The sequence below is a fragment of the Kitasatospora misakiensis genome (genome assembly GCF_042656005.1).
GTDB classification, from domain to species: domain Bacteria; phylum Actinomycetota; class Actinomycetes; order Streptomycetales; family Streptomycetaceae; genus Kitasatospora; species Kitasatospora misakiensis.
Window position 1 is genome coordinate 12,085 of record NZ_JBHSOF010000013.1, and the last position, 21,494, is coordinate 33,578.

The window sequence follows — 21,494 nt, forward strand, 5'->3', positions numbered from 1 at the left end:
GCCTCACCGTCCACCCTCGCACCGGGCGCCCCGCGTGTCACCCGTCGCAGGACGGTGGCACAGTGGGAGGCGGGGCGGCGCCGCCGCTCCCACCGGCCGGGGCCGCCGCGGGGCGGTCCGGCCGCGCGGTCGATCCGGGCGGTGGACGGATGGACGAGCACCAGGTGCCGGCCGACGCGCCGGGCGCCGCAGCGGGCCGTGCGGACCAGGCCGAACAGGTCCTGCGGCAGCTGCTCGCCGGGCTGACGGCGGTCCGGGACGGCGACTTCCGCACTCGCCTCGGGCCCGACCTGCCGGGCGTGCCGGGCGAGATCGCCGCCGTCTTCAACGGCACGGTCGAGCAGCTCGCCCGGGTGACCTCCGAGGTGACCCGGGTGGTGCGGGAGGTCGGGTCCGAGGGGCGGCTCGGCGGCCAGGCGCGCGTCCCCGGCGCGTCCGGGACGTGGCTGGACCTCACCGACACCGTCAACGCGATGGCCGGTGACCTCACCCGGCAGCTGCGCAACATCGCCCAGGTGACCACGGCGGTGGCGCGCGGCGACCTCACCCAGAAGATCGAGGTCGACGCCGGCGGCGAACTCCTCGAACTCAAGAACACCGTCAACACCATGGTCGACCAGCTGTCCGCGTTCGCCGGGGAGGTGACCCGGGTGGCCCGCGAGGTCGGTTCCGAGGGCCGGCTCGGCGGTCAGGCGGACGTGCGGGACGTCTCGGGGACCTGGCGGGACCTCACCGAGTCCGTCAACGTGATGGCGGACAACCTCACCGCCCAGGTCCGGGCGATCGCCTCGGTGACCACGGCCGTGGCCGAGGGCGACCTCACCCAGAAGATCCGGGTGGACGCGCGGGGCGAGATCCTGGAGCTCAAGGAGACCATCAACACGATGGTCGACCAGCTGTCCGCGTTCGCGGACGAGGTGACCAGGGTGGCCCGGGAGGTCGGCACCGAGGGCAACCTCGGTGGCCAGGCCACCGTCCGCGGCGTCTCCGGCACCTGGAAGGGGCTGACCGACAACGTCAACGTGATGGCCTCCAACCTGACCGGCCAGGTCCGCTCGATGTCCGAGGTGGCCACCGCCGTCGCCCGGGGCGACCTCTCCCGGAAGATCACCGTGGAGGCCAAGGGCGAGATGGCCGCGCTCGCCGGGGCGATCAACACCATGGTGGACACCCTGTCGGTGTTCGCGGACGAGGTGACCCGGGTCGCGCGCGAGGTCGGCACCGAGGGCAGCCTCGGCGGCCAGGCCACCGTCCCGAACGTCGCCGGGACGTGGAAGGACCTCACCGACAACGTCAACTTCATGGCGCACAACCTGACCAGCCAGGTGCGCAACATCGCCGAGGTGACGACGGCGGTCGCCGTGGGTGACCTCACCCGCAAGATCGACGTGGACGCGCGCGGCGAGATCCTGGAGCTCAAGACCACCGTCAACACCATGGTCGACCAGCTGTCCTCGTTCGCCGCGGAGGTGACCCGGGTGGCCCGGGAGGTCGGCACCGAGGGCCGGCTCGGCGGGCAGGCCGAGGTCGAGGGCGTCTCCGGCACCTGGAAGCGGCTGACCGAGAACGTCAACGAGCTGGCCGGCAACCTCACCCGGCAGGTCCGGGCGATCGCCGAGGTCACCAGCGCCGTCGCGGCCGGCGACCTCACCCGCTCCGTCACCGTGGAGGCCTCCGGCGAGGTCGCGGACCTCAAGGACAACGTCAACTTCATGGTGGAGTCGCTGCGCGAGACCACCCGGGCCAACCAGGAACAGGACTGGCTCAAGACCAATCTGGCCCGGTTCACCGGCAGCCTGCAGGGGCAGCGCGACATCCACTCCGTCGCCGAACTCATCACCGACGGGCTGACCCCGCTGGTCGGCGCCCAGTACGGTGCGTTCTACCTGGCGGAGGAGAGCGCCGAGGGGACGGTCCTGGCCCGGATCAGCGCCTACGGGCGCGCGGGCGGACCTCCCGCCGGTACGGAGGGCGGACCTCCCACCGACACCGAGGGCAGCCCCGAGCGGGTGCGGCTCGGCGAGTCGCTGGTCGGCCAGGCCGCCCGCACCCGGCGCACCATCGCCGTGGACGACCTGCCGCCCGACTACGCGACCATCGGCTCCGGCGCCGGCACCACCCATGCCCGCTCGGTGGTGATCCTGCCGATCGCCCTGGAGGAATGGCTGCTCGGGGTCATGGAGTTCGCCTCCGTCCACGCGTTCAGCGCCGTCCACCGCGACTTCCTGGACCAGTTCGCCGAGGCCTGCGGCGTCAACATCGGCACCCTGCTCGCCAACGGCCGCACCGACGAACTGCTCGGCGAGTCCCAGCGGCTCACCGCCGAACTCCAGGCCCAGTCCGAGGAGTTGCAGGAAGGCCAGGAGGAGCTGCGGCGCTCCAACGCCGAACTCGCCGAGCAGGCCAAACTGCTCGCCGAACGCAACCGCGACATCGAGGCCAAGAACCTGGAGATCGAACAGGCCCGGCAGGAACTGGAGGAGAGGGCACGGCAGTTGAGCCTCTCCTCGATGTACAAGTCGGAGTTCCTGGCCAATATGAGCCACGAACTGCGCACCCCGCTCAACAGCCTGCTCATCCTCGCCCAACTGCTCGCCCAGAACGCGACCGGCAACCTCACGCCCAAACAGGTCGAGTACGCGGGCGTCATCCACTCGGCCGGCTCCGACCTGCTCCAGCTCATCAACGACATCCTCGACCTGTCCAAGGTCGAGGCCGGGAAGATGGAGTTCAGCCCCGAACCCTTCTCCGTGCAGGAGCTGTTGACGTACGTTGAGTCCGCCTTCAAACCGCTGGCCGACCAGAAGGGCCTCGCCTTCCGGATCGGCGTCGGCGGTGAGGTGCCCGGTGAACTCGTCACCGACCAGGCCCGGTTGCGGCAGGTGCTGCGCAACCTGCTCTCCAACGCGATCAAGTTCACCGACACGGGCCGGGTCGAGCTGCGCATCGAACGCGTCGAGGCCGGCGGACTCCCGGATGAGCTAGGCCGGACGGAGGCCGCGGTGGCCTTCCACGTCGAGGACACCGGCATCGGCATCGACCCCGCCCACCTCGACACCATCTTCGGCGCCTTCCAGCAGGCCGACGGCACCACCGCGCGCCGCTTCGGCGGCACCGGGCTCGGCCTGTCCATCAGCCGCGAACTCGCCCACCTGCTCGGCGGCGCCCTCACCGTCCGCTCCGCCGCGGGCCGGGGCAGCCGCTTCAGCTTCTACCTGCCGCTCGCCCGCCGGGGCCGCCCGACCGCCACGACGGCCGGCGAGACCCGCGTCCTGGTGGTCGAGGCCGACCCGCCGGCCCTGCTCACCCTCCTCGCCCGGACCGCCGCCGAGGCGCACGGCGACGACCCCCCGGTGGCGATCCGCAGCGCCGGCAACGAGTCGGACCTGCGGGCCGCCATCGCCGAGGGCCCGTACCGGTGCGCCGTCGTCGACCTCGCCCACACCGGCGAGCTCGTCCCGCTGCTGCTCACCGCGCTCCCCGAGGGCACACCCGTCCTCGGCCACCGGGGCGACGGCGGCTCCGCCGAGTTCACCGCCGCGGCCGTGGTCGGCCTGGAACTCCCCTCGGGGCTGGACGAGTTGCGCGAACGGCTGATCGTCCTGTTCGGCGGCCGCCACCCCTCGGCGCCCGAGCCGGTGCCCGAGGCGGTGTCCGACGCGGTGTCCGACGCGGTGTCCGACGTGGGGGAGAGCGCCGTCCCGGCCGCCGAACCGCTCGCCGGTCGCACCGTGCTGATCATCGACGACGACGTCCGCAACGTCTTCGCCCTCGCCGCCGCCCTCGAACTGCACGGGCTGACCATCCTGCACGCCGCCGACGGCCGGGCCGGCCTCGACCTGTTGCGCGGCCGGCCCGAGACCGACCTGGTGCTGATGGACGTGATGATGCCCGGCCTCGACGGCTACGCCACCATCGCCGCGATCCGGGCCGACGAGCGGTTCGCCCGGATCCCGATCGTCGCCGTGACCGCCAAGGCCATGGCCGGCGACCGCGCCAAGAGCCTCGCCGCCGGCGCGGACGACCACGTCACCAAGCCCGTGGACACCGAGCTGCTGCTGGAGCGGATGCGGCACTGGCTGGACGTGTCATGACCTCCGACGGCCGGCCCGCTGGTTCGCCTGCTTCGCCGTCGCCCGGCAGCGACTCGCCGGGCATCGACCCGGCGGCCGACCCCGCTGAGGGCCCCGCCGGTGGCTCGGCCGAGGACGCCGTCGCGCGGCAGCTCGCCGGGGCCGTCCGGCGGCTTCAGCACGTGATGGAACGGATGCGCGCCGAAGAGGGCACCCGCGCGCTCGTCGACCTCGCGACCGGCATGCTCGTCGAGCGGCTGGCCGTCCCGCCCGCCGAGGCCGCCGCCCGGCTGGCCGGGCTCGCCCAGGAGGCCGGCGTGCCGGTCACCACTCTGGCCGCCGACATCGTCGGCCGGTCGGCAGGCCCGTCCGACGACTCCGCGCCGCCCGAGGCAGCCGTCCCACCGGTCCCACCCGTCCCGTCCGAGCCGCCCGCCCCCGCCCGGGCGCTCGCCGCCGTGCCCGACCTCGTGGGTGCCGTCGAGGCCGTCCTCCGGCAGGGCGCCGCGCCCCTCGGCGCCCACGCCGTGCTGGTCTGGCAGCGGCTGCCCCACGGCAGCCTCGCCCTCGCCGCCCAGGCCGGCCTGCCCGCCGACGAGGCCGAGGCCTGGAGCCGGGTCCCGCCCGGGGTCGACACCCCCGCCCAGCGGGCCGTCGCGACCGGTGAGGACCACTGGCCCGACCGGCCCGACCCGCCCGACGGCTCCGGCCGACCGGCGCCGGCCGGTCCCGTCGCCGGGGGCGCCGACACACCCCGGGCCGTGCTCCCGCTGCTCGCCAACGGTCGCCGCCTCGGCGCGCTCGAAGTGCTCTGGCCCGGCGCCGCACCCGCCCTCGCCCCGCGCGAGTGCCGGCAGCTCCGCGCCCTCGCGGACCTCTGCGCCACCGTCCTCGGCCACCCCGAGCCCCCCGTCCCGCCCGACCGCCAGGCCGAACTGCTCGACGGCCTGCTCGACCCCGCCCTGCTGCTCGCCCCCGTCCTGCGGGACGACCGGGTCGTGGACTTCACGATCCTCCGCACCAACCGGCTGTTCCGGGACCCGCTCGGCCGCCCCCGCAGCGGCCTGGAGGGCACCTCGCTCCTGGAGGCCTACCCGATGGCCTGCGCCACCGGGCTGCTGGAACCGTTGCTGCGGGCCCACGAGACCGGCGAGCCCCGCACCGACGACCGCCTGCGCCTGGTCTTCCAGGGCGGCGGGATCGCCCTGCCCACCGCTCTGCGGATCGCCGTCACCCCGCTCGGCCCGCGGCTCCTGCTCAGTTGGCAGCGGGACACCGACCGGCCCGGCGAGTCCGATCAGGCCGATCAGGCCGACCTGCTGCGCCAGGCCCAGCGGCTGGCCCGGGTGGCCGGCTTCGAGGAGCAGCCCGGGAGCGGCCGGATCCTCTGGAACGAGGGCCTGACCGAGCTGTTCGGCCTGCCGCCGGACGCCGTCGTGCCGCTCGCCCGGCTCGCCCGGCACGTCCACCCGGACGACGAGCCCGCCGTCCGCCGACTCGTCGACACCGTCCAGCACCGGCTGCGCACCGCCTCCGCGGTGTTCCGGCTGGTCCGCCCGGACGGCACGCAGCGCTACACCCGGGTGGTGGCCGAACCGGTCCTCGACGAGGAAGGCCGGCTGGGCGCGATCCGCGGCGCCTACCACGACGTGTCGGCCCAGCACTGGACGGAGGTCGCGCTCGGCGCCACCCGGGCCCGGCTGGCCGACAGCGAGCAGGAGGCGGCCGAGCGCGAGCGGCTGGCGCTCCGGCTCCAGCAGGCGATCCTGCCCGCCGCGCCGCCCCCGCTCGGCGCCCCCGGACTGCGCGCCGCCGTCCGCTACCGGCCCGCCGCCAAACGCGATCGGGTCGGCGGCGACTGGTACGACGTGCTGGTGCTGCCCGACCGCCAGGTGCTGCTCGCCGTCGGCGACGTGGCCGGGCACGGCGTCGGGGCGGCCACCGGCATGGTCGCGCTGCGGCACGCGCTGCGCGGCCTGGCCGTCACCGGGGCGGGCCCGGGCCGGCTGCTGGAGTGGACCAACACCGTGGCCCTGCGCGAGCCCGGCCAGGTGACCGCCACCGCCGTCTGTGTGCAGCTCGGCCCCGACGACGGCTCGCTGCGCTGGGCCCGGGCCGGCCACCTCCCGCCGATCCGGCTCGGCCCGGGCGGCGCCGAGGTACTGCCGCTGCCGCACGGGGTGCTGCTCGGCGCCCTGGCGGACGCCCAGTACGAGGAGTACACCGCCCGCCTCGACCCGGGCGACGTGCTGCTCCTCTACACCGACGGCCTGGTCGAACGGCGTGACCGGCCGGTCGAGGAGTCCGTCGACCACCTGATCCGGGCCGCGGGCCGACCCGGGCCCGACCTGGAGCGCTACCTCGACCTGCTGCTGGAGCTGAGCCCGGCCGACACCGACGACGACACCTGCCTGGTCGCCGTCCGCATCGAGCAGCCGGAGCAGGTCCCACCCGGCGGGATTGCACGGATTGACGAGTGATCTTGCGCGGCCTGTCCACCGCCGGGCGCCGCGCTGGCCTAGATTCGATCGCTGAAGATCATTTGGGATCCACCACGAAGGAGAACAAGCATGGCGAACCGCAGGACCGTCGCGGTGGTCGGCGCGACCGGGCGGCTGGGCGGCCACGTCGTCCGCGTCCTGGAGGAGCGCGGCCACCAGGTCGTGACGCTCTCGCGCTCGGCGGGCGTCGACGTCGTCACCGGCGAGGGACTCGCGGAGGCGCTGGCCGGGGTCGACATCGTCATCGACACCTCGGGCACCCCCTCGGCGGACGAGAAGGAGGCGACCGCGTTCTTCACCGCGGCCGCCGCCAACCTGCACGCGGCGGGCGCGCGGGCCGGCGTGGAGCGCCTCGTCTCGGTGTCCATCATCGGCATCGACGCGTCGACCGGCGGTTACTACCGCGCCAAGGTCGCGCACGAGAAGGCCCTCGCCGCCGGACCGCTGCCGGTGCAGATCCTGCGGGCCGCCCAGTTCCACGAGTTCGTCGAGCCCCTGGTCAGCTGGGGACGCCAGGGTGACACGGTGTACGTGCCCCTGATGCGCACCCAGCTCGTCGCGGGCGCCGTCGTGGCCGAGGCGCTCGTCGACCTCGCCGAGGCCCCCGCACCCGCGCCGGGCACCGCGCTGCCCCCGTACCCCGAGATCGCCGGCCCGCGCGAGGAGAACCTCGCCAAGGCCGCCGAGCTCGTCTACGCCGCCCGCGGCGAACGCGTCACCGTCGTCGAGGTCAGCGACCCGGGCACCCCCGACCGCGAACTCCTGGAGAGCGGCGCCTTCGTGGCCGGTCCCGCCACGACGCTCGCCGGCCCGACCCTGGAGAAGTGGCTGGCCGGTTCCTGATCCCCGGCGCCCCGGCCGGCCGCGCGGGCGGCTGCCCGGGGCGTGTTAGGCCCGGGCGCGGCCGGGTAGGCGCGACGCACTGGAGGGGATCGGACACCGAGGGGGTACGGACCGAAGGGACACGCCATGCTGTTGTTCGGACTCCTTCTGGTCGCCGCGACCGGGGCCTTCACCGGCCTGCTGATCGCCGACAACCTGTCCGGCGGGCCGGAGTACCAGGTGACCGTTCTCGGCAACGACCTGGTGAGGCTCGACAGCCTGGGGATCTTCCTCGCCGGGCTGGCCCTCGGACTGCTGTTCTGCCTCGGCCTCGTGCTGATGGGTTGGTCGCTCCACAGGGTCCGGGCGGCCCGGGCGGCGAGGACGTCGCGCCCGGCCGCTCCCGCCACGGCCTACCCGGCGGAGGCCGAGACCGCCCGCGAGACGGCGGCGCCGCGCACCGAGGACCGGTACCCGGAGGAGCGCCACCCGGAGGAGCGGGCCCCGGCCAAGCGGCCCGACGAGCTGATCATGGAGCGACGAGTCGCCGACGACCGGATCTCCGACGAGCCCGCCGCCAGGACCCCGGTCCCCGACGCTCCGGTGGCCGGGGACGCGGAGCCGCCCGCGCCGGCGGCCGAGGAGCCGATCGGCGACCGGGCCGCGGGAATGCCGCGCGAGCCCTCGCACCGGAGCCGGCTGCACGAGACGCCGGACCGCTGATCCCGAGCCTGGTGACGGCGACGGCCGCCGCCCGGTCCCGCCGCCACCACAACCCCCGCCGACCCGACAGCCTCCGCCTACCCGACCGACCCGGCCACCCCGGATCGAGGAGGAGCCACCGCATGCCCATGCCCATGCCCAGCGCCACCCGGTCCGCCCCGGGCGTCGACCGCGCCGTGCGATCCCGGTGGCTCCCCCTGTCGGCCCGGCCCGGAGTCATCGCCGAGGCCCGGGCCTTCACCACGGAGTCGCTCGCCGGCACGGTGGACCGCGCCGTCGTCGGGGACGTCGTCCTGCTGGTCTCCGAACTGGTCGCCAACGCCGTCCGGCACGCGGGCGGGCCCGACGCGCTGCTGCTGGTCCGGGAGCGGCGCCTGCTGCGCGTCGAGGTGACGGACCGCAGCCCCCGGCCGCCCCGGATACGGTACGGCCGGCACCCGACCGACGCCGGGGGCCTCGGGCTGTTCCTGCTGGCCAGGCTGTCCCGGCGCTGGGGCTGGTACCGGCACGGGCCCGGCAAGGTGGTCTGGTTCGAAGTCGACCTTCCGCCGCGCTGACCCGGCGCCCCCTCGCTCGGGTCGAGCGAGGGGGCGAGGGCTGAGCGGTTCATCGGCCGCTGGTCGTAGGTCGCTCGCCTCAGGTGCGTCCGAAACCCCGTGGCTAGGATCGTCGATCATGAAAACGGCAAGCATTCGACGCCAGACGGCGGAGCGCGTACGCGACACTCTGGAACGGCTCACCACCGAGCGGGACATCTGGGTGTCGACCGCCGCCCCCGAGCGCGGGCCGCACCAGGTACCCCTGTGGTTCCGGTGGGACGGGCGGGCGGTGTGGATGTGCACCGGCGGCACCTCGGTGACGGCGCGCAACGTCCGCGAGGAGCCGCGCGTGCGACTGGCGCTGCCGGACACCTTCGATGTGGTGCTCATCCAGGGCGAGGCGGAGGGTTTCCCGGCCCGGGACGTGCCCGCGGACGCGGCCCAGGCGTTCGCCGACAAGTTCGGATGGGACCCCCGCGCGGAGGAGGGGCCGTACCTGTACGTGCGCGTGGTGCCGAAGACGGTACGCGCTTGGCGGGGCGAGCAGGAACACTCCGGACGGGTCATCATGCGCGACGGAACCTGGCTGGAGCAGGGCCCCCTCGCCGGCACGCTCGCCGACGCGCCTCTCGGGCACTGAGGCCCGCGCCGCTACTCCGTCCGCGGTCCGCCTGTCGGCGGTATCCGGTAATGTATGAAGTCCGTTAGGGACTATTACCGGGGGTCAGGGATGGGCGAGCTCACCGTCAACGCGTTGGTGCGGGAGTGGATCGGGGGCTGGATCGTCTCGCGCGGCGCGGCCGATCCGGTGGACGAGCCCTGGGGGTGGACGGTCGACGTCGGGCAGGTGAAGCAGGTGGCGCGGCACGTCCTGCCCGCGCCGACCGAGCCCGATGTGCGCAAGCTCGTGGCGGCCACCACCGCGCCGGGGACCTGGCTCAAGCTCTTCGCCGACGACGAGACCGTCCGCCCCTGGCTGGGCCCCGGGTGGCGGTACGACGTCCCCGGGTACCTGATGACCCTGCCGCTCGCCGCCGGGCGTCCGACCGTCCCGGCCGGGTACACCCTCACCTCCTGGGAGCGCGGCGGCGTGGTCCGGGTGCTGGTCCGCACCGAGGACGGCCACTTCGCCGCGCGCGGGCAGCTCGGGCTCGCCGGGGCCACCGCCGTCGCCGACCAGATCGAGACCGCCCCCGAGCACCGCCGCCGGGGTCTGGGCTCGGTGGTGATGCGGGCCCTGCAGGACGCCGGGCACCGCGGCGGAGCGACCACCGGGATCCTGGTCGCCACGCCGGACGGGCGGGCGCTCTACAGCGCCCTCGGCTGGACGGTCCGGGCGACCATGGCGAGCCTCTACTACGCGCCGTAGCCCGGGGAGTCCGCCGAGGCGTGACCGCGCGCCGCGCCGGGCCCGGCCCGCAGGAACGGCCGCCGCCCCGGACACGCGTCCGGGGCGGGCGGCGGTTCGGCACCGGCTACCGGTACCGGCTCAGCACTGCGGCCGCTTGCCGTGGTTGGCGCCCTTGCGGCGGGCCTTCTTCTTGCGGCGGCGCTTCGAGGACATCGGGCCTCCTTGATGGGTTCGCCCCCGTCCAAGGTCTCACACCGACGGCCCGCCGTCGCGTCGTCGAGTTCCGGGGCGCTCACCGCTGCTCGACGATCCCCAACAGCCAGAAGTTCGCGTACCGGCCGGCGGCCGTGGCCGTCGGGTCGGCGAGCCGCCCGCCCCGGCCCAGCCGGACCCTCACCTCGTCCAGCGACACCGACGCGCCGCAGGAGTAGCCGAGCGGTGCGTACGTCTCGTCGGGGCCGCAGAGTACGGACACCACCCGGCGCGCGGGCGGGAAGCGCAGCACGATCTGCTGGTGGTCGGCGTACGCGACCTCCAGGCCGAGAGCCAGGTGCGCCCCGCCGACCAGGTACCAGCCGCTGCCGGGACGGTCCTGCCGCAGCACGCCGGCCAGCGTCCGCAAGCGGCCCGCACCGGGGCCGCCGGGGCCGCCGAACCCGCCGGGGCCTCCGAGGCCGGTCACCCCGCCGACGGCCCCGAGCCCGCCGAACCCGCCGAGCCCGCCGTCCCCGCTCCGGTCCCCGTCCACCGCCCGCTCCGCCGCCGAGCCACCCGGGCCGGGCGGCTCGCCCGGCGTCGCCGCCGCCGCGCCGAGCACCGCGGCCGCCGCCACCGCCGCCACCACCCTCAGCCGCCGCACCGCACCGCCCCGCCTCCCCGCCGTCGACGCCCGCCCGGCCGCACCACCGACGGACCATCCGACCACGCACCACCCCCCACCCCGCCACCCGCCGTGCCGCCCCGAGGCGACGACCACCCGCCCGGGCGACCCGTCGGGGACGTCACCGCCGCTCGGCGGCCGGGCCCTCCGCGCGGGGGCCGGCGGCCTCGCCCAGCCGGGCCAGGGCGGTCAGCACCTCGGCGCGCAGCCGGGGATTGCGCGTGGTGTCGTCGAGCACCGCGAGCGCCTGCCGCAGCCGCTCCACCGCCTGCTCGGGGCGGTCCAGCCGGCGGTGGTGGTCGCCCAGGTGGTAGAGGGTGATGCTCTCCAGGACCGGATCGCCGGTGGACCGGTGCCGGTCGAGCGCCCGGTGCAGGTACTCGCCCGCCTCACGGGCGCGGCCGGTCAGCATGGCGGTCACCCCGATGTTGGTCTCGCAGACCCGGATCGCCCAGTCGTCCCGGCTCTCCTCCGGCTGCGCCCGGAACAGCGTCAGCGCCCCCTGGAAGTGCAGTCGGGCCTGCCCGTACGCGCCCGTGCTGAGGCAGTGGTCGCCGAGGTTGCCGATCACCTGCGCCTCGCCCGCGCGGTCGTCGATCGAGGCGAACAGGGCCCGGGCGCGCCGGAGTTCGGCCAGCACCTCGTCATGGCGGCCGAGCGCGGCGAGCGCCGTCGCCAGATCGTTGCGGGCATGGCCCTCGCCGTACCGGTCGCCCGCCCGGACGGCCGCCGCCACCGCCAGGCGGGCCGCCTCCTCCCGCTCGTCCAGGTGCGGGCTGGTGAAGTAGTAGCTCCACAGCGCCACCGGCAGGCGCCAGGCCAGACCGTCCGGACCGTGCTCGGCCGCCGCGCGGATCGTGCTCAGCAGCCGGGTGTGCTCGCTCTCGCACCAGCGCTGCGCCCCGGCCGCGGTGGTGAAGGCCGGCGGTTCGTACCAGGCGCCGGGCGCGTCGAGCGGGACCCGCCGGCGGTGCGGGGTGAGCAGCCGGGCCGCGGCGTCGGCGTGGTGCAGGTACCAGGTGCCGAGCCGTTCGAGGGCGGCGGCGCGCACCGCCCGGCCGGTCTCGGCGGCGGCGCGTTCGGCGGCGTACAGGCGCAGCAGGTCGTGCAGCCGGTACCGGTCGCCGCCCTCGTGGGTGAGCAGGTGGGCGGTGGTCAGCTGCTCCAGGACGGGGCGGACGACGGCGACGCGTTCGCCGCAGAGCGCGGCGGCGGCCGGGGCCGTCAGCCCGGAGCCGGGCGCGAGGGCGAGCAGCCGGAACAGGGTCCGCGCGGTGGCGGGCAGGGCGCGGTAGGAGAGGTCGAGGGTCGCGCGGACGGCCGAGCCGGCGTCGTCGTCGATCGCCAGCGCGGTGAGCCGGTTGCCGGTGTCCCGCAGCTCGGCGACGTGGTCGGCGACGGTGCGGCCGGGGCGCTCGGCGAGCCGGCCGGCGGCGATGGCCAGGGCGAGCGGCAACCGGCCGCAGACGGCGGCCAGTTCGGCGACGGCGGCGGGCTCGGAGCGGGCCCGCCGGGCACCGATCACGCGGTCGAGCAGTGCGACGGCGTCGGGCGCCGGCATGAGGTCCAGGGGCAGCGGGCGGGCGCCGTCCCGGGCGGTGAGCCCGGCCAGGCCGGAGCGGCTGGTGACCACGGTCAGGCACTCCGGTGCGCCGGGGAGCAGCGGGCGCACCTGGTCGGCGCTGCGCGCGTTGTCCAGGACGACCAGCACCCGCTGGTCCGCGAGCATCGACCGGTAGAGCGCGGCGGCCTCCTCGGGGACGGTCGGCACCCGTTCGCCGGGCACCCCGAGGGCGCGCAGGAACCGGGCCAGCACGGCGTGCGGGGCCAGCGGCGGCTCGGCGGAGAAGCCGTGCAGGTCGGCGTAGAGCTGGCCGCCGGGGAAGCGGGCGCGGACCCGGTGTGCCCACTGGACGACCAGGGTGCTCTTGCCGATCCCGGCGCTGCCGGAGACCACGCAGATCCGGGCGTCGGGCGGCCGGCAGGGTTGCCCGGCTCGCGCTCCGCCGGGTTCGGGGGCGGGCGCATGGTCCCGGTCGCCGACGGTGGTCGCCGCCGCGGCGAAGGCGTCGAGGACGGCGAGTTCCGCGTCGCGGCCGGTGAACGTGGCGAGCGAGGGCGGCAGTTGGGCGGGTACGGGTACGGCCGGGTGGCGGCCGGGCTCGGGTCCGCGGTCGGTCTCGCCCGGGGCGACGGTCGGCTCGCCCCGGTCCGGCTCAGGGCTCGAACTGGGGCTGGGACTTGGAGTGGGACTCGCCTCGGTGGTGAGCAACTCCAGGTGCAGGCGCCTGAGTTCCGGGCTGGGGTCGAGGCCCAGCTCCTCCGCGAGCCGGTCGGCGAACCGCCGGTGCACCGTGAGGGCGTCGGCCGTCCGCCCGGAGGCGTGCAGCGCCCGCATCAGCTGCCCGACGAACCGCTCCCGCAGCGGGTGGTCGGCGACCAGGCCGGTCAGCTCGGGGATGCCGGCCCGGTGCCGGCCGAGGGCCGCCTCCAGATCGAGGCAGTCCTCCCAGGCGGTGAGCCGCAGCTCGTCCAGCGGCACGGCCCCCGCGTCGATCAACTGCCCGTCCAGCCCGTCGAGTACGGGCCCGCGCCAGAGCGAGAGGGCCTGGCGCAGGCCGGCGGCGGCGGCCGCCTGCTGCCCGGCGGCGGCCGTCCGGCGGGAGAGGGCGACCGTGTCGGCGAAGACCCGGGCGTCCAACCCGTGGTCGTCGAGCGGGATGCGGTAGCCGCGTCCGTCGGTGAGCAGTACGGGCGGCCCGGTCGGGTCGGCCTTGCGGAAGCCGCGGCGCAACAGCCCCGCGAGGTTGCGGACCTGGCGGTCGGCGGTGGCCGGCGGCCGGTCCTCCCAGACCGCGTCCACCAGCCGGGCCACCGGGACGGCGCCGCCCCCGTTCAGCAGCAGGGCGGCCAGCAGCCGCTCCTGCCGGGCGCCCCCCAGTCGGACCCGGCTCCCCGCGCGGGTGCGGACCTCCAGCGGTCCCAGAATCGCGAACTCCATGCGCGCCCCTCCCCAGGGTCCTGCACGCCGCTGTCGGACCGTCGCGTTTGGTGACGAACCGATGACCAGATCATGCCAGAATCGTGCGCTCGGTTGAGAAGGTCGGACGTATCGGTCCGGAGCCGGACCGGTGCCGTGCTCAGTCTCTTTCCCCGGAGTTCCCTGGAGGAACAGGCCCATGACCCGCATCAAGCGCCTCGCCGCCGTCGCGACCGCCGCCGCCGTGGCCGCGCTCGCCCCGCTGGCCGTCGCCCCGGCCGCCCAGGCCACCGCCTCCGACGCCACCCACTACGGCATGACCTGGGAGGTCCTCAACTACGGCCCGGGCGGCACCGTCCAGGTCGGCGGCCCGGGCGGCAGCGCCAGCAACGCCTACCAGGGCGACACCGCGCCGTGGGCCTCGCTCCCGGTCCTCTGCCTCAACCGGGACGGCCGGTCCGCGCCGGCCGGCATCAGCCTCGACTTCTACAACGGCTGGGCCCTGGGCAGTGTGGCGCTCAGCCGCCCGGTCAAGGGCTCCGAGCTGACCAGCCCGGCGGCGGCCAACGAGGTCTGCCGCTCGACCTTCGGGCGGACCTGGCGACAGGCGGAGTTCCACGACGGCCGCTACGGCCCCGACTACGCCCAGACCGGCGGCTGGACCTTCTGGGCCTCCGGCAGCCTCCCGCAGGGCGTGCGCTTCTGGACGTACATCAACGACCAGAACGCCAACCCCTGGAACTGACCTGCGGCACCGTACAGCGGCCGGCTCCCGCCCACCTGGGGCGGGGGTCGGCCTCCCGTACGCCGGTTACCAGGCCTCGCCTGCTCCCTGCCACCGGGCCCGCGCCTCGTGCTCCGCGTCCAGCTGGCCGTCCAGCCGCCAGCGCGCCACGTCGTACTCCGGCAGGTGGCTCCACGCCTCGGCGGCCGTCAGCAGATACCGCCACAGCCGGCTGAGCCGGGCCATCAGCTCCTCCAACTCCTCGTCGAAGGCCAGGAATTCCCCGTGCGTCCCGCGACCGTCGGCGGCCTCCGCGGCCCCGGCGGCCGCCACCTCCGCCGCCCGCCCGGCGAGCGTGCCGAGCACCTCCCGCGCGCTCCCGGTCAGGGCGGTGACCGTGTGGGACAGCGCCTCCCCGATCAGCTCCTCCTGGCCCCCGGGCCCGTCGGCCGCCTCCCGCAGCAGCACGATCCGCCGCTCGATGAACCCGGCCAGCCCGTCGATGTCCGCCACGGTGATGTCCGCGGTGTACCGCAGCGCCGGCCGCTGGATGTCTGTCATGGGCGGTGTCCCCTCCTCGGTGGGCCGGATCCGACGTCCCGTCACCGGATCCGGCTTGCAGCCTCGGATATGGCACCGCCACCGGGGGTGGTAAACCCGGCGCACGGAAGCACGGCCCGCTGGGGCCCGGCCGGAGGCTGGGGAGCCGCGCGCTGATCCGCCAAGATCGACCGGACAGGCCCTGGACCCGCCCGCCCGGTCAGACCGGGCGGGCGGACTGGGGGCGGGTGGGTGCGAGGTCGGTGGGGAGGTGGTTGTCGGCGGTCAGGACGTCGCCGGCGGCCGGCGACCAGCGGCGTCCGCCCGGGTCCACCGGTGGCTGGTGCCGCCACCGGGCCGTCAGCATCCGGGTGCGCGCCGTCGGTTCCTTGACGGTGGCGGCCCGGACGAAGCGCTCATCCAGGACGAGATCGTCGAACGGGTCGCGCCCGGGCTCGTCGGACGGGTTGGGGCGGGGGTCATCGGCTATCGGCACGGCGCCAGTATGCCGGGGGCCGCCGACACGCCCCGCGCGGGGCCGCCGGTAGCTCGGCCGCTCGGCCACCGGCATGGGTCGCGCACGGACCGAAGGCCCGGGAACTCCTCGCCGGGGCCGGGCGGTTGCGGTGGAGGGACCTCGGAGGAGCGGCGGCCGGAGGGAGGCTCAGGGCCGGGTGAAGGTCAGGTGGGTGACCCCGCTCGGGCTGCTCACGGCCTCGATGCGGAACCGCTCCTCCAGACCTTCGAGCCCGTCCCAGAGCCGCTCCCCGCGGCCGAGCAGGATCGGCACCACGACCACGTGCAGATGGTCGACGAGGTCCGCGGCGAGGAACGCGCGGATCGTGCTCGGCCCGCCGCCGATCCGGACGTCCAGCCCGCCGGCGGCCTCCCGGGCCCGGGCGAGCACCTCGTGCGGGGAGCCGTCGACGAAGTGGAAGGTGGTGCCGCCGGCCATCTCCACGGTGGGCCTGGGGTGGTGGGTGAGGACGAAGACCGGGGTGTGGAAGACCGGATCGGGCCCCCACCAGCCGTTCCACTCGTGGTCCTGCCACGGGCCGCGCTGCGGGCCGAACTTGTTGCGCCCCATGATCTCCGCGCCGATCCCGTCGCCCCAGGCGCGGGCCATCGCGTCGTCCACGCCGGTCTCCCCGCCCTCCTCGCCATGCATGGCGCGGAACGTCCGGGTGTGGAAGAACCAGCGGTGCAGCCGCTCGCCCGCGTGACCGAACGGCGACTCCAGGCTCTGTCCCTCGCCGGTGCCGTAGCCGTCGAGCGAGACCGAGAAGTTGTGGACGCGGACCAGGGACACGGGACACCCTCCGGCGGTCGGGGTTCCGGAGCGGCGACGGGGCGCGTCCGGCTCGCGCCGACTCTATCGGCGCCCGCCCGGTTCCGCTGGGAACGCGCCCGCGCGGAACCGCGCGGAAGGGTACGGGGCGCCCGTCAGCGGCGGAACCACCCGGTGAGCCGGGCCCACCAGCCGCGCCGTGCCCGGGGGTCGAGGGCGGGGGAGGGCCCGACGGGCGTCGGCCCGGGCCGGGGGGCCACCGGAACCGGGGGCGCGACCGACGCAGCGACCGACGCAGCGGCCGGGGTAGCAGCCGGGGTAGCAGCCGGGGCCGACGCAGCGGCCGACGCCGTACCGCGCTCCGCCGCGGGCTCCGGCTCGCGCGGGGTGAACTCCACCGGCAGCTCGACCAGGTGCCGCGACAGCCAGGCCGAGGTCCAGGTCAGCTCCGGCTCGGGGACGGCGAGCCGGAGGTCCGGCAGCAGGGTGAGCAGGCTGTCGATGCCGGTCTCCGCGATCGCCCGCCCGATGTCCTGGCCCGGGCACTCGTGCGGGCCGCTGCCGAAGGACAGGTGGGAGCGGTTGCCGTGCAGCGGCTTCGCCAGGTCGGGCCGGACGACCGGGTCGACGTTCCCGGCGGCGAGGCCGAGCAGCAGCATGTCGCCGGCCCGGATCCGCCGGCCGCCGAGCAGGGTGTCCCCGGTGGCCCAGCGGCCGGCGACCAGCGACATCGGGGGCGCGTCCCACAGGACCTGGTCGAGCCCGTCCGGCACGGTCATGTGACCGCCCGACAGGTGCGCCCGGAACCGCTCGTCGGTGAGGATCATCTTCAGGGTGTCGGCGATCAGGTTGACGGTCGTCTCGTTCGCCGCCAGCAGCACCACCCGCAGGTGCTCCAGCACCTCCTCGTCCGTCAGCCCGGCCTCGTGCTGCATCAGCCGGGTGCAGAGGTCGGCGCCGGGGTCGGTCCGCTTGCGCTCGACCAGCCGGCGCAGCGCGGCCACCACGTGCTCGTTGCTGGCGATGGCGGTCTCGGTGCCCTTCATGAGGTCCCGCGCGGCCTCGACCAGCTTCGGACCGTACTCCTCGGGCATGCCGACCAGCTGGGTCATCACCAGCATCGGCAGGTGCTCGGCGAACCGGCTCACCAGCTCGGCCCGGCCGGTCGGCCCGAACTCCGCGACCAGCTCGGCGGTGTAGCGGGTGACGAAGCGGCGGACGCCGCGCCGGTCGGTGCCGTTCAGGCCGTCGGTGACGGCGCCGCGCAGCCGGCGGTGCTCGGCGCCGTCGGCGAAGACGCAGAGCGGCTGCCAGGCGATGACCGGCATCAGCGGCGAGTCCGCACCGACCCGGCCCTCCTGGAACGCCGTCCAGCGGCGCGAGTCCCGGGAGAACCGCGAGGGCGTGCGCAGCACGGTGAGGTTGGCGGAGTGGCCGAGCACCAGCCAGGCCGGCAGGTCGCCGTGCAGCAGGACGGGCGCGACCTCCCCGTACTCGGCGCGCAGCTTCTCGTACAGGCCGGCCGGGTCCGCCTCGGCCTCGGGGCCGTAGAGCCGGCGGAGTTCCGCGACGGGCAGCTCGTCGAGGCCCGGCTCGTGGCCCTCCGGGTCGGCCGGGCCGGTGGCGTCGAGGTCGGTGTCCTCCGGGGCGCCCGGGGCGCCCGCCAGGTGGGCGGGGCAGCCGGCGGGTGGGACGAGGGTGGCGTCGTCGCGGAACGGGGTGGTCACGGTGTCTCCGGAGGTCGGTCGGCGGTGCAGGGGGGTGGGGGCGGTGGGGGTGAAGGCGGGGCGCGGTCAGCGTGCCGGGGGCGCCTCCGCGAGGTCGTAGAGGTAGTGCATGAGCGCGAGCAGCACGTCCCGTCCGGACTCGCGGATCCGGGCGTCGCACGCGACGATCGGAACCTCCGGCGGCAGGTCCAGCGCGGTCCGCAGCTCCTGGTCCGGGTGGGCGGGCGAGCCGGGGAAGACGTTGGCGGCGACGACGAACGGCACGCCGCGGTCCTCCAGCCGCCCGATCACGTCGAAGCTGACCTCCAGCCGACGGGTGTCGACCAGGACGACCGCGCCCAGCGCCCCCTCGAACAGGCCGTTCCAGAGGAACCAGAACCGCTCCTGCCCCGGGGTGCCGAACAGGTACAGCACCAGTTCGTCGCTGATGCTGATCCGGCCGAAGTCCATCGCGACCGTGGTCTCGGACTTCCGCTCGATCCCGGCCAGGTCGTCGACGCCGGCCCCGGCCTGGGTCATCGTCTCCTCGGTGGTCAGCGGGCGGATCTCGCTCACCGCCCCGACCAGGGTCGTCTTGCCGACGCCGAAGCCACCCACGACGACCACCTTGACGGCCGCGGTGGCCGAGTCCGGCAGGAGATCCTCGTTCGCCGGCCCGAGCACCGCGTCAGAGCCGCTGAAGTCCATGCATCACCGCCTCCAACAGGGCACGGTCGGGGAGAAGCGCGGCCGGGACGGAGGCGCGCGCCTCGACCCGTTCCTCGGCCACGAGGTCGGCCAGCAGCACGGTGACCGCGCTGACCGGCAGCCGCAGATAGGCGGAGATCTCGGCCACCGAGAGCGGCGATCCGCACAGGCGCAGGATCGCCGCGTGCTCGGGCGGCATCGAGGGGGTGGGCTCCGCACGGGAGACGATCAGGGTGACCAGGTCCAACGCGGCCCGTCCGGCCGGTTGGGTGTGGCCGCGCGTGATCACGTAGAAGCGTTCCGGGGCGTCCTCGCCCCAGTCCCGGCCGGTTGTGCTCATGCGACTGGCTCGCCCCTTCGGGGAGGCGTGCTGAGGTGCTCGCCGATCCGGGCGACCAGGTCGCGCATCCGCTGGCCCATCAGTCCGGCGTCCACGCCCTCGTCGGCCAGTACCGCGAGGAAGGCGCGGGCGCCGGCCGCCATGAGGTAGAAGAAGCCGCCGCCGATCTCGATCACCACCAGCCGCATCCGGCCGTCCCCGTGCGGGAACTCGTGGCCGACGGCCGCCGCCAGGCTCTGCAGGCCCGCGCAGGCGGCGGCGAGCCGGTCGGCGGTGTCGGTCTCGGTGCCGTGCTGGGCCATCCGCAGGCCGTCCGCCGAGAGCACGATGACGTTCCGGACGTGCGGGACTTCGTCCGCCAGCTGCTTGAGCAGCCAGTCCATGTTGGTCCGTGGCTGAATCACCGCTGGTCCCTCCCCGTCGTCCCGCTCGAATCTCCGTTGTCGTGGTCGGCCGTGCCCGCGCCGTTGATCCCCTCGGTGAAGGCGGCCAGCCAGAGGCCCGGCTGCACCGCCCCCGTCGTGTCCGAGGGGGCGGCGCCGGGGCGGCCGGGTGGGCCGCCGGTCCGGCCCTGGGCGCCGTCGGCCCGGCCGTGGGTGCCGCCGCCGAAGCCGTTGACGCCACCCGAGCCGTCGCGCCCGTCGCGTCCCTCGCGCCCGTCGGACCGGCCGCTCGTACCGCCGGTGCCTGTCGTGCCGCCGGTGCCTGTCGTGCCGGGCGCGCCGGTGCCGCCGCCTCTGCCGCCCGTACCGCCGGTACCGGTCGTCCCGCTCCGGCCGGCCGTGCCGACGGTGCGGGTGGTGGTGGTACGGGTGGTCGGGGCGCCGAACCGGCCGATCGGCGCGGCGTGCCGGCGCCGCCGGGGCAGACCGGTCGCGGTCCGCTCGGTCACCACCGGGGCCTCCTCCCCACCGCTGAGCGGCCCCGGCAGCGAGCCGGAGAGCGGCCGGCGCGGCGGCGGCGAGGTGTGCGACCGGCGGTCGTCCACCGGCTCCGGCCCGGACGAACCGGTGACGCCGATGCCGTGCGCGCGCCCGGTCGCCGGCGCGGTGGTGATCAGCTCCTGCGGCACGACCAGCACGGCCCGCACCCCGCCGTAGGCCGAGGGCCGCAGCGAGACCTGGAAGCCGTACGCCCGGGAGAGCCGGCCGACGACCGCGAGGCCGAGCCGCGGGGTCTCGCCGAGCTCGTTGAGGTCGATGCCGGCCTGCGCCTCCAGGAGCATCCGCTCGGCACGGGCCCGGCCCTCCTCACTGAGGCTCAGGCCGCCGTCCTCGATCTCGATCGCGATGCCGGTCTGCACCTCGACGGCGGTCAGGTGCACGTTGGTGTGCGGGGGCGAGTAGCGGGTGGCGTTGTCGAGGAGCTCGGCCACCGCGTGGATGAGCGGCTCGACGGCCGGGCCGACGACGGCCACCTCGGAGACCGGGTGCAGCTCGACCCGCTGGAAGTCGAGGATGCGCGACATACCGCCGCGCAGCACGCTGTACAGCGGCACGGCCCGGTTCCACTGGCGGCCCGGGCGCGCGCCGCCGAGCACCGCGATGCTGTCCGCCAGGCGGCCGATCAGGGCGTTGCCGTGGTCGACCAGCAGCAGGTCGTCGAAGACGGCCGGGTCGTTGCCGTGCCGGTGCTCCATGCTGCGCAGCTCGGCGGCCTGCCGGTGGACGATCGCCTGCACGCGGCGGGCGATGTTGACGAAGGAGCGCCGGGAGGACTCGCGCAGCGCCTCCTCGTTCTCGACGGTCTCCAGGACGGCCCGCAGCAGGGTCTGCTGCGCGGTCCGGAACTCGGCGCCGACGGTGACGTCCTGGAGGGTGTACGCGTTGACCACGTCCTCCAGGCCCTCGCCGTGCGTGAGCCGGGTCATGGCGGCGGGCAGGACGGACTTGGCCAGCCGGATGTACTCGCTCTCCTGCCGGGTCAGCCGGCGGATCAGTTCACCCTCGCGCTGGACGGCCCGAGCGCGCAGCTCCTCCGTCGCCCGGCCCCGGCGCGCGGCCTCGGCGGCGACCAGGACCACGGCCAGGGTGCCCACCGCCGCGCAGACGGCGACCTGGGCGCGGGAGTCGGCGGAGACCGTGGCCACGGCGACGGCGGCGACGGCCGCCGTGACGAGGGTGGGCAGGAGCCAGACGAGCACGGGGGCGGAGCGCCGGCGTCCGGGTGACGAACCAGCACCTAGCATTCAGCATCCTCAAACGATCGGAAGAGTGGGGGAACAGGGACGGGCGAGCGGCCCGTGGGCCCGTGGGTTCGGAGCGCTTCGCGCACCGGCGGGAGCGGTCCGGCCGGACTCCCGGACCCGTGGGCGGGCCG

The 21,494-nt window shown here is 75.6% G+C and carries 19 protein-coding genes; 8 read left to right on the plus strand and 11 right to left on the minus strand.

The genetic code is table 11. From position 1 onward, the window contains the following. Nucleotides 1–149 precede the first annotated feature (149 nt). The 7 genes from ACFP3U_RS12795 (at nt 150) to ACFP3U_RS12825 (ending at nt 10,027) form a co-directional block, all read left to right on the plus strand. Nucleotides 150–4,094 carry a HAMP domain-containing protein gene (locus ACFP3U_RS12795; RefSeq protein WP_380225559.1) on the plus strand — a complete coding sequence of 1,315 codons (3,945 nt, stop codon included), beginning with the start codon at nt 150–152 and terminating at the stop codon, nt 4,092–4,094. Continuing rightward, on the plus strand, nt 4,091–6,553 hold the full coding sequence (locus ACFP3U_RS12800; protein ID WP_380225560.1) for a SpoIIE family protein phosphatase: 2,463 nt from the start codon (nt 4,091–4,093) through the stop codon (nt 6,551–6,553). The genes ACFP3U_RS12795 and ACFP3U_RS12800 overlap by 4 nt, the downstream gene beginning before the upstream one ends. A gap of 90 nt (nt 6,554–6,643) precedes the next feature. After that, complete coding sequence (locus ACFP3U_RS12805; RefSeq protein ID WP_380225561.1) at nt 6,644–7,417, plus strand: SDR family oxidoreductase; 774 nt, start codon at nt 6,644–6,646, stop codon at nt 7,415–7,417. Nucleotides 7,418–7,543: 126 nt separating this feature from the next. Beyond that, a complete protein-coding gene (locus tag ACFP3U_RS12810) occupies nt 7,544–8,119 on the plus strand; it encodes a hypothetical protein (protein WP_380225562.1) in 576 nt (191 codons plus the stop codon). A gap of 122 nt (nt 8,120–8,241) precedes the next feature. Next, nucleotides 8,242–8,676, plus strand: coding sequence for an ATP-binding protein (locus tag ACFP3U_RS12815; protein ID WP_380225563.1), 435 nt, complete (start codon nt 8,242–8,244; stop codon nt 8,674–8,676). A gap of 118 nt (nt 8,677–8,794) precedes the next feature. Further along, nucleotides 8,795–9,298 (plus strand): pyridoxamine 5'-phosphate oxidase family protein, encoded by a 504-nt coding sequence (locus ACFP3U_RS12820; RefSeq protein WP_380225564.1) that lies wholly within the window; start codon nt 8,795–8,797, stop codon nt 9,296–9,298. 90 nt (nt 9,299–9,388) lie between these two features. Then, a complete protein-coding gene (locus ACFP3U_RS12825; protein WP_380225565.1) occupies nt 9,389–10,027 on the plus strand; it encodes a GNAT family N-acetyltransferase in 639 nt (212 codons plus the stop codon). A gap of 120 nt (nt 10,028–10,147) precedes the next feature. On the opposite strand, the gene ACFP3U_RS37140 is transcribed toward ACFP3U_RS12825, so the two are convergent. From ACFP3U_RS37140 to ACFP3U_RS12835, 3 genes are all read right to left on the minus strand, one after another. Then, nucleotides 10,148–10,222, minus strand: a complete 75-nt coding sequence (locus tag ACFP3U_RS37140) for a hypothetical protein (protein WP_464332458.1) — start codon at nt 10,220–10,222, stop codon at nt 10,148–10,150. Nucleotides 10,223–10,301: 79 nt separating this feature from the next. Continuing rightward, nucleotides 10,302–10,868, minus strand: a complete 567-nt coding sequence (locus ACFP3U_RS12830) for a hypothetical protein (protein WP_380225566.1) — start codon at nt 10,866–10,868, stop codon at nt 10,302–10,304. Between the two features lie 142 nt (nt 10,869–11,010). After that, nucleotides 11,011–13,890 carry an AfsR/SARP family transcriptional regulator gene (locus tag ACFP3U_RS12835; RefSeq protein ID WP_380225567.1) on the minus strand — a complete coding sequence of 960 codons (2,880 nt, stop codon included), beginning with the start codon at nt 13,888–13,890 and terminating at the stop codon, nt 11,011–11,013. Between the two features lie 178 nt (nt 13,891–14,068). Here ACFP3U_RS12835 and ACFP3U_RS12840 point away from each other — a divergent pair, with 178 nt between their 5' ends. Then, the gene (locus ACFP3U_RS12840; RefSeq protein ID WP_380225569.1) at nt 14,069–14,614 is read left to right on the plus strand and encodes a hypothetical protein; all 546 of its coding nucleotides are present in this window, start codon (nt 14,069–14,071) and stop codon (nt 14,612–14,614) included. Between the two features lie 66 nt (nt 14,615–14,680). Here the strand turns inward: ACFP3U_RS12840 and ACFP3U_RS12845 are convergent, their stop codons facing one another. The 8 genes from ACFP3U_RS12845 to ACFP3U_RS12880 all read right to left on the minus strand — a co-directional run bounded on the left by ACFP3U_RS12845 (nt 14,681) and on the right by ACFP3U_RS12880 (nt 21,318). Continuing rightward, nucleotides 14,681–15,154, minus strand: coding sequence for a hypothetical protein (locus ACFP3U_RS12845; RefSeq protein ID WP_380225570.1), 474 nt, complete (start codon nt 15,152–15,154; stop codon nt 14,681–14,683). Nucleotides 15,155–15,353: 199 nt separating this feature from the next. Continuing rightward, complete coding sequence (locus ACFP3U_RS12850) at nt 15,354–15,629, minus strand: SCO2583/SCO2584 N-terminal domain-containing protein (protein ID WP_380225571.1); 276 nt, start codon at nt 15,627–15,629, stop codon at nt 15,354–15,356. 168 nt (nt 15,630–15,797) lie between these two features. Beyond that, nucleotides 15,798–16,442: a dihydrofolate reductase family protein gene (locus ACFP3U_RS12855; protein ID WP_380225573.1), complete on the minus strand. Its 645-nt coding sequence runs from the start codon at nt 16,440–16,442 to the stop codon at nt 15,798–15,800. 134 nt (nt 16,443–16,576) lie between these two features. Further along, complete coding sequence (locus ACFP3U_RS12860; RefSeq protein ID WP_380225575.1) at nt 16,577–18,148, minus strand: cytochrome P450; 1,572 nt, start codon at nt 18,146–18,148, stop codon at nt 16,577–16,579. Nucleotides 18,149–18,214: 66 nt separating this feature from the next. Beyond that, complete coding sequence (locus tag ACFP3U_RS12865) at nt 18,215–18,835, minus strand: GTP-binding protein (RefSeq protein ID WP_380225576.1); 621 nt, start codon at nt 18,833–18,835, stop codon at nt 18,215–18,217. Next, complete coding sequence (locus ACFP3U_RS12870; protein ID WP_380225577.1) at nt 18,816–19,175, minus strand: DUF742 domain-containing protein; 360 nt, start codon at nt 19,173–19,175, stop codon at nt 18,816–18,818. Before ACFP3U_RS12870 ends, ACFP3U_RS12865 begins: the two co-directional genes overlap by 20 nt. Further along, a complete protein-coding gene (locus ACFP3U_RS12875; RefSeq protein WP_380225579.1) occupies nt 19,172–19,579 on the minus strand; it encodes a roadblock/LC7 domain-containing protein in 408 nt (135 codons plus the stop codon). Before ACFP3U_RS12875 ends, ACFP3U_RS12870 begins: the two co-directional genes overlap by 4 nt. Continuing rightward, nucleotides 19,576–21,318 (minus strand): ATP-binding protein, encoded by a 1,743-nt coding sequence (locus ACFP3U_RS12880; RefSeq protein ID WP_380225580.1) that lies wholly within the window; start codon nt 21,316–21,318, stop codon nt 19,576–19,578. The genes ACFP3U_RS12875 and ACFP3U_RS12880 overlap by 4 nt, the downstream gene beginning before the upstream one ends. Nucleotides 21,319–21,494 lie beyond the last annotated feature (176 nt).